The 7,871-nt window shown below is 69.1% G+C and carries 7 protein-coding genes; 5 read left to right on the forward strand and 2 right to left on the reverse strand.

The genetic code is table 11. The features are described from left to right. The first annotated feature begins 63 nt into the window (after positions 1–63). Positions 64–3,429, forward strand: coding sequence for a carbamoyl-phosphate synthase large subunit (carB, locus tag HUV06_RS04525; protein ID WP_174300081.1), 3,366 nt, complete (start codon positions 64–66; stop codon positions 3,427–3,429). On the opposite strand, the gene HUV06_RS04530 is transcribed toward carB, so the two are convergent. Next, positions 3,420–3,944, reverse strand: coding sequence for a DUF4142 domain-containing protein (locus tag HUV06_RS04530; RefSeq protein ID WP_174300082.1), 525 nt, complete (start codon positions 3,942–3,944; stop codon positions 3,420–3,422). The genes carB and HUV06_RS04530 overlap by 10 nt on opposite strands. A 112-nt stretch (positions 3,945–4,056) precedes the next feature. Between HUV06_RS04530 and HUV06_RS04535 the strand changes: the two genes are divergently transcribed. The 4 genes from HUV06_RS04535 (at position 4,057) to HUV06_RS04550 (ending at position 6,213) form a co-directional block, all read left to right on the forward strand. Then, the gene (locus tag HUV06_RS04535) at positions 4,057–4,266 is read left to right on the forward strand and encodes a DUF2945 domain-containing protein (RefSeq protein WP_174300083.1); all 210 of its coding nucleotides are present in this window, start codon (positions 4,057–4,059) and stop codon (positions 4,264–4,266) included. Then, the gene (locus HUV06_RS04540) at positions 4,263–4,514 is read left to right on the forward strand and encodes a hypothetical protein (protein WP_174300084.1); all 252 of its coding nucleotides are present in this window, start codon (positions 4,263–4,265) and stop codon (positions 4,512–4,514) included. Before HUV06_RS04535 ends, HUV06_RS04540 begins: the two co-directional genes overlap by 4 nt. Before the next feature lie 219 nt (positions 4,515–4,733). Beyond that, complete coding sequence (gene greA, locus HUV06_RS04545; RefSeq protein ID WP_174300091.1) at positions 4,734–5,207, forward strand: transcription elongation factor GreA; 474 nt, start codon at positions 4,734–4,736, stop codon at positions 5,205–5,207. Between the two features lie 19 nt (positions 5,208–5,226). Beyond that, positions 5,227–6,213, forward strand: coding sequence for a mitochondrial fission ELM1 family protein (locus HUV06_RS04550; protein ID WP_174300085.1), 987 nt, complete (start codon positions 5,227–5,229; stop codon positions 6,211–6,213). Here the strand turns inward: HUV06_RS04550 and HUV06_RS04555 are convergent. Then, on the reverse strand, positions 6,210–7,871 hold a 1,662-nt coding region (locus HUV06_RS04555; protein ID WP_174300086.1), incomplete at its 5' end, for a PAS domain-containing sensor histidine kinase. The two genes, HUV06_RS04550 and HUV06_RS04555, sit on opposite strands and share 4 nt — an antisense overlap.

Genomic DNA, 7,871 nt, shown 5'->3' on the forward strand with positions numbered 1-7,871 from the left:
ATTCCCGCACGGCCCCAGGCGCGCGCCTCCGCGCGCCGGGTCGTCGCCGCGCGCGAGACGCTGATGCCGAAGCGAACCGACATCTCCTCCATCCTGATCATCGGCGCCGGGCCCATCGTCATCGGCCAGGCCTGCGAGTTCGACTACTCCGGTGTCCAGGCCTGCAAGGCGCTGCGGGCCGAGGGCTACCGGATCGTGCTGGTCAACTCCAACCCGGCCACCATCATGACCGACCCGGAGCTGGCCGACGCCACCTACATCGAGCCGATCACTCCTGAGATGGTGGAGAAGATCATCGCCAAGGAGCAGCCGGACGCGCTGCTCCCCACCATGGGCGGCCAGACGGCGCTGAACACCGCCCTCGCCCTGGAGGCTTCCGGCGCGCTGGCCCGCTACGGCGTGGAGATGATCGGCGCCCGGGCGGAGGTGATCGACAAGGCCGAGGACCGTCAGAAGTTCCGCGACGCCATGGACAAGCTGGGCCTGGAGAGCCCCCGCTCCCGCGCCTGCCACACCCTGGCCGAGGCGGTCGAAGCCATGGAGTTCGTAGGCATCCCGGCCATCGTCCGCCCAAGCTTCACCCTGGCGGGGACCGGCGGCGGCATCGCCTACAACACCGAGGAGTTCCGCGAGATCGTGGAGCGCGGGCTGGACGCCTCGCCCACCACCGAGGTGCTGATCGAGGAGAGCGTGCTCGGCTGGAAGGAGTACGAGATGGAGGTGGTCCGCGATCGCGCGGACAACTGCATCATCGTCTGCTCCATCGAGAACATCGACCCGATGGGGGTGCATACCGGCGACAGCATCACCGTGGCGCCGGCCTTGACCCTCACCGACAAGGAGTACCAGCGCATGCGCGCCGCCTCCATCGCGGTGCTGCGCGAGATCGGGGTGGAGACCGGCGGTTCCAACGTCCAGTTCGCCGTCAACCCACGCGACGGGCGCATGGTGGTGATCGAGATGAATCCCCGCGTGTCGCGGTCGTCGGCCCTGGCGTCCAAGGCCACGGGCTTCCCCATCGCCAAGGTCGCCGCGCGGCTGGCGGTCGGCTACACGCTCGATGAGCTGACCAACGACATCACCGGCGCCACGCCCGCTGCCTTCGAACCGACCCTAGACTACGTAGTCACCAAAATCCCCCGTTTCGCCTTCGAGAAGTATCCGGGCGCGGAGCCCTACCTGACCACCTCAATGAAGTCGGTGGGCGAGGTCATGGCCATGGGCCGCACCTTCAAGGAAAGCGTGCAGAAAGCGCTCCGCGGGCTGGAGACCGGACTGACCGGCTTCGACGAGATCGCGATCCCAGGCGCCGACGGCGGCGACGAGGCCCAGGCCAGGTCGGCGGTGCGCCGGGCGCTCGGCCAGCCCACGCCGGACCGCCTGCGGGTGATCGCCCAGGCGTTTCGCCACGGACTGGTCGTGGACGAGATCGAGGCGGCCTGCAGCTACGAGCCCTGGTTCCTGCGCCAGATCGAGGAGATCGTGGCGGCGGAGCGCACGATTGTCGCGCTGGGATCCCACATCATCGACGACTGTCTGTCGAAGGGCGTCGCTGAAGCTGTGGCGACGCGGCTGCAGATGCCAGGGAGCGGGACGCAGATACGAACGCTGCGATCATGGAAGGCCATGGGCTTTTCAGATGCGCGCCTGGCCGCGCTGACCGGACGATCGGAAGCCATCGTTCGCGAGGCGCGACACAAGGCTTACATCCGTCCCGTCTTCAAGCGTGTGGACACCTGCGCGGCCGAGTTCGAGGCGCGCACTCCCTACATGTACTCCACCTACGAGACCGGTGCCTTCGGCCAGATTCCCGAGGACGAGAGCCGGCCGTCGGACCGGCGAAAGGTGATCATCCTCGGCGGCGGCCCCAACCGGATCGGGCAGGGAATCGAGTTCGACTACTGCTGCTGCCACGCCGCCTTCGCCCTGGCCGACCTCGGCATCGAGTCGATCATGGTCAACTGTAACCCGGAAACGGTTTCCACAGATTACGACACCTCCGACCGCCTCTACTTCGAGCCCTTGACGGTCGAGGATGTGCTGGAACTAATCCATGTGGAACAGCAGTCGAGATCCCTGCTCGGCGTCATCGTGCAGTTTGGCGGCCAGACGCCGTTGAAGCTGGCCCGCGCGCTCGAGGCGGCGGGCGTACCCATCCTGGGCACCAGCCCGGACGCGATCGACCTGGCCGAGGACCGTGAGCGCTTCCAGCGGCTCATGCTCCAGATCGGTATACGGCAGCCGGTGAACGCCTTCGCCCGCTCTCCCGAGGAGGCCAGGACCGCCGCCCACCAGGTGGGCTATCCGGTGGTAATCCGTCCCTCGTACGTTCTGGGCGGCCGGGCCATGGAGATCGTGCGCGACGACGAGCAGCTTGCCCGCTACGTCCGCGACGCGGTTCAGGTCTCCGGCGACAGCCCGGTCCTGATAGATCAGTACCTTTCTCGCGCTACCGAGGTGGACGTCGACGCCATCTGCGACGGCGAGACGGTGTTTGTGGCCGGCATCATGGAGCACATTGAGGAAGCCGGCGTGCATTCTGGCGACAGCGCCTGCTCCCTGCCGCCGTTCTCGCTCCGCCCGGAGACGATCGCAGAGCTCAAAATTCAGACCGAGCGGATGGCGCGGGCCCTTAACGTCCGCGGACTGATGAACGTGCAGTTCGCCATCGAGGAGCCGCTCGGCCCCGAGCCGCGCATCTACGTTCTAGAAGTTAATCCTAGGGCTTCGCGGACAGTCCCCTTCGTCTCCAAGGCGATCGGCCGCCCCGTCGCCGCCATCGCGGCCAAGGTCATGGCTGGCGAGCCGCTCTCCGCCTTCGACCTTGGGGACCGCGGCGGCGACCATGTGGCGGTGAAGGAGGCGGTGTTCCCCTTCGCCCGCTTTCCCGGCGTCGATACCGTGCTCGGGCCGGAAATGCGTTCGACCGGCGAGGTCATGGGACTGGATTGGCGCCGGGAGGGCGAGCCAACGGAGGCGGCTTTCGCCCGCGCCTTCGCCAAGAGCCAGTTGGCGGGCGGGACCAAGCTTCCTAGCTCCGGCGCGGTGTTCGTCTCGGTGAAGGATGCGGACAAGGCCTTCATCCTGGAGCCGGTGCGCATCCTGGCGGCCCAGGGCTTCCGGATCGTCGCCACCGCCGGCACCGCAGAGTTCCTGCAAGAGGAGGGGGTGAGCGCGCAGCCGGTCAAGAAGGTGCTGGAGGGTCGGCCCAACATCGTGGACCTGATGAAAAGCGGCGAGATCGGCCTGGTGTTCAACACCACCGAAGGGCGTCAGTCGCTGCAGGACAGCTTCTCCCTGCGTCGCACCGCGCTGATGGGCAAGATCCCCTACTACACCACCACCGCAGGCGCCTTGGCGGCGGCCCAGGCCATCGTGGCGGTGGCCACGGGCTCCCTCGATGTGCGGCCTCTGCAGAGCTACGTCTGAGGTCGCGCTACCTGGCGCGGCGGCGCGGCGTGGATAGCGCCGATGTGGCGCTGGACGATGACGTAGGTCTCGGCGGCGAACGCGCGGAAGTCGGCGCTGCCGCCGTCCCTGGCCTCCTTGGCGAAGGCCGCGCCGTCCGCGGCGTGGATCGCCGACATCTGCTCCATGTAGGCCGCGTCGAAGGCCGGACCGGACATCGACTTCAGGTGGGCCAGCTTGCCTGCGAATTGGGGGTTGAGGTCGGACCCGAAGCTGATCCCCTCGCGGCCGGCGACGGCCTTCAGCTTTTCGCCGACAGGCATGTGGTCGTGCGCCTCCATGGCTCCGAAGTCCCGGATGTCGGGGGTGGAGCCCTTCTGGTCTGCGAGCTTGCCGGCCTGAACCTCGAACATGCCGCCCTGGGAGACCTTCGCCACGAAGGCGCGGTCGGCGGGTGATCCCGCCGCGTTCGCCGCCGGCGAGCTTGCGGCGAGCAGGGCGACAGCGAACGCGATGATGGTCTGAGCTGAAGACATGCCGGCCTCTGAGTAGCACTTTCGCAATGCCGCGGAGGCGGGCGGGTTCCTCGCCTTCCGGAACTCCCTCGCCATGCGGCGGGTTGGCGACGGGCAGTCGAGGAGGAAGACAGTGGCCAAGACCCTGAAGCCTGGCGACAAGGTGAAGTGGGATACCAGCCAGGGCGAAACCCATGGCGTGGTCGAAAAGAAACAGACGACCGACACCAAGATCAAATCGCACCCGGTGAAGGCGTCGAAGGACGACCCACAGTTCATCGTCAAGAGTGAGAAGACCGGGGCGAAGGCGGCCCACAAGTCTGACGCCCTCAAAAAGGGATGAGCGGGCCCGGGGCTGGTCGGCCGGCTTCTCGCCGGCTCGGCCCGCTCAACTTCACGGGGTTGCAGTTCATCCTCTTTGCGGGCGTGGGCTTGGTTGGGCTTGCCGCCCTGCTGGCGGCGGGCCTTGCGTTCGGACTGGCCCTGGCGGGAGCGGCGATGCTGGCTGTCCTGGTGCTGGCTTGCTGGTTCGTCGTGGCCAACCTGACGGGCGGCGCGCGCGGCCGAACGGAGCGTCCTCCAGAAGGGTAATCTCTGGACCTGCCATCTTATGGCAGGTTCAAGTCATGCGCATTGCCGCCCCCCGCGCCCCGAGTTGGTTTGATCCGCGCCCTGCTGGACGTCAGCCGGACGCCGGGACGAGGCGCGGCTCTTGCGGATTTCGGACCCGCGACCTACCTTGGACGGCCGGTTCCGCCGCCAGCCGCCGGCGATCCCTATTTCGCAACGGGCGAGGCCGATCTAGCCACGATGGAAAAGGTACCTATGACGGGGGGGGGCTATCGCTCCCTCGACGATGAGTTGAAGCGCTTGAAGTCTGTGGAGCGGCCCAGCGTCATCGCGGCCATCTCCGAGGCGCGCCAGCATGGCGACCTGTCGGAGAATGCGGAGTACCACGCCGCCAAGGACCGTCAGGGCTGGATCGAAGGCCGCATCGCCGAGATCGAGGACAAGCTCAGCCGCGCCCAGGTGATCGATGTCTCCAAGCTGTCCGGCAAGCAGGTCAAGTTCGGGGCCACGGTCACTGTGGTCGACGAGGACACCGAGGACGAGGCCCGTTACCAGATCGTCGGCGAACACGAGGCGGATGTGAAGCAGGGCCGGCTGTCGCTCACCTCGCCGCTGGCGCGCGGCATGATCGGCAAGGAGACCGGCGACGTGGTGGAGGTGACCACGCCCGGCGGCGTCAAGGCTTACGAGATTCTGAAGGTCGAGTGGGTCTGAACCCGGCTCGGGGAGGCGCTTGACTGCACCGCTGCGCATCTGGGCGGTGTCGGACGGACGTGCGGGCATCGAGGCCCAGGCCTTGGGTCTGGCGGAGGCGGTGGTCAGGCTCAGGCCGGCCGAGATAGACTGCAGACGCATCGCCTGGCCGCGCTGGATGCGCCGGACGCCCACCCAGTTCATCCCCGCCTGGCCGCGGTTGCTGGCGAGAGGCGGCTCTGCGCTGTCGCCGCCCTGGCCTGACCTGTGGATCGGGAATGGCCGGGCCAGCGTCCCGCTGTCCATCGCCGTGCGGCGGTGGTCGAGCGGGGAGACCTATGTCGTCCAGCTCCAGGACCCGCTGCGGCCGCCGCAGGTGTTCGACCTCGTCGCGCCTCCGAACCATGACGGTCTGCAAGGTCCCAACGTGTTTGGAATCACCGGGACGCCCCATCGGGTGACGCCGGAACTGCTGGCCACCGAACTCGCGGCCTGGCGCGGCCGACTGGACGGCCTGCCCAGGCCGCACGTGGCGGTGCTGATCGGCGGGCGGGCCAAGGCCTTCAACCTGTCGCCCGCCCGGGCCGTGCAGCTGGCCCGCCAAGTCTCCGAAGCGGTGCGGGCGAGCGGCGGCTGCCAGCTGCTGACCTTCTCCCGCCGCACCCCGCCGCAGGCCGAGGCGACGATGCGGACGGTGCTCGCGGACGTTCCGGGCCTGATCTGGGACGGCGAGGGCAGCAATCCGTACTTCGCCTTCCTGGCCAGCGCCGACGTGATCCTGGTCACCGAGGACTCCGCCAACATGCCCACGGAGGCGGCCGCGACCGGACGGCCGATCTACCTGCTCGACATGGACGGCGCCCAGGCGCGCAAGCAGCGATTCCATGCCGAACTGGCGACGCTCGGCATCGCGCGGCGCTTCGAGGGCCGGCTGGAGTCCTGGAGCTATCCGCCCCTGAGGGAGACCGACCGGCTGGCGGCGGAGGTGCTGCGGCGCATGGACGAACGAAGCGCAGCCCGGGCCTAGAACTGCAGCTCCGGATGGGCTGAGCCTGGATAGGCCGTCTCGGGCATGTGCAGGGTGAAGGTGGCGCCGGCGCCGGGTTCGCTCTCCAGCGCCACCCAGCCGCCGTGCAGCTCCACCAGCGCCTTGACCAGGGCCAGGCCGAGGCCCGGCCCGCCCCGGTCGCGGCCGACGAAGCGGTCGAAGATGTGGGCCTGGACGTGGAAGGGGATGCCCCGGCCGGTGTCCTTTACCTGGATCTTCACCTCGCCCAGCGCGCGCCTGGCGTCCAGCACCACCTCGCCGCCGGCAGGGGTGGAGCGGATCGCGTTGATCATGAGGTGGTCCAGCGCCTGGGCCAGCCGGCGGCCATCGGCGCGGATCACCCCGGACGGCTCGTCGCAGACGCGGACCACCACCTCGGCCTCTTCCGCATCGCGGGTCCCGCGGGCGGCGGCGGCGCGCAGCAGGGCGGTGACATCCACGTCGCCCAGGCTCAGCGCCATCTCGCCGGCGTCGATCTGGGCCATGTCGAGCACGTCGTCGATGGAGGAGGCGAGCTGGGCCGCCGCCGTCCGCACCGCCGCCACGTGGCCGCGGGAGCGTTCCGGGAGCTGCTCGCCCTGGCGGTCAAGCAGCTCGGAATAGCCGATGATGGTGGTGAGCGGCGTGCGCAGCTCATAGGAGACGTTGCCGACGAAGTCGCGCTTCAGCCGCTCGGCCTCCTGCAGCGCCTGGGAGCGGTCCACCAGGGCCTGCTCCAGCTTGCGGGTGGCGGTGACGTCGTCGAAGCCCACCAGCGTCGCCCCGTCCGGCAGGGGGCGGGTCTGGTAGGCGACCACCCGCTGGTCTGAGGTCCTGATCTCCCCACCTATCGGCGCGCGGGCCTGCGGGTCCGGGTCGGAGATGCGGGCCTTCACCTCGCGCCAGAAATTGCGGTCGTGCACCAGGGGCGTGCAGAGTTCCACCACCCCGTCGAAGTCGCCGGCGGCGGCGAGCGCCTGCGGGCTGATGTTCCAGAACCGCTCGAAGGCCTCGTTGTGCAGCCGCAGGCGTCCGTCAGAGCCGAACACCGCGACGGCGTCATTCAGCTTGTCCAGCGTCGCCTGCTGCACCTGGACCAGAGCGTTGTACTGGGCGCGCAGCTTCAGCTCGCCGGTGATGTCGGAGAAGACCAGCAGCAGGCCGCCGAAGGGGTGCGGCTGGCGCACGACGCGCAGCGTGCGGCTGTCGGGCAGGGTCCACATCTCGTCCGGCGCGGCGTCCAGCTTCTCGTAGAAGGCCAGCTCGCGGGCCTTGAACTGGGCGTAGTCGGCGGTCTCGGGGATGCGCCGGCGTTGGCGGAGGCGATCCAGCACCTCGGCGTGGCTCGGGGCGTCCGCGAGCCAGGCTGGCTCCAGGCCCCACAGGTTGGCGAAGGCGGTGTTGTGGAAGGCGAGCCTGCGGTCCGCGCCGAAGATGGCCACGGCGTCGGCGATGCGGTTCAGGGTCTCGTCCTGGGCGTGGACATGGCGCTTCAGGGCCTCTCGCGTGTCCTCCGCCTCGGTGACGTCGAGCGCGATGGCCCCGGCGCCGCCGCCCTCCAGGGGCTCGGCGGTGACGTGGAAGGCGCGCCGGCTGCCCGCCACCGGCGCCCAGCGGAGCGCCTCGCGCCGCTCGCCCTTCGAGGCCGCCTCCGAGGC

It is taken from the genome of Caulobacter sp. S45 (assembly GCF_903642205.1).
Taxonomy (GTDB): Bacteria; Pseudomonadota; Alphaproteobacteria; order Caulobacterales; family Caulobacteraceae; genus CAHJWH01.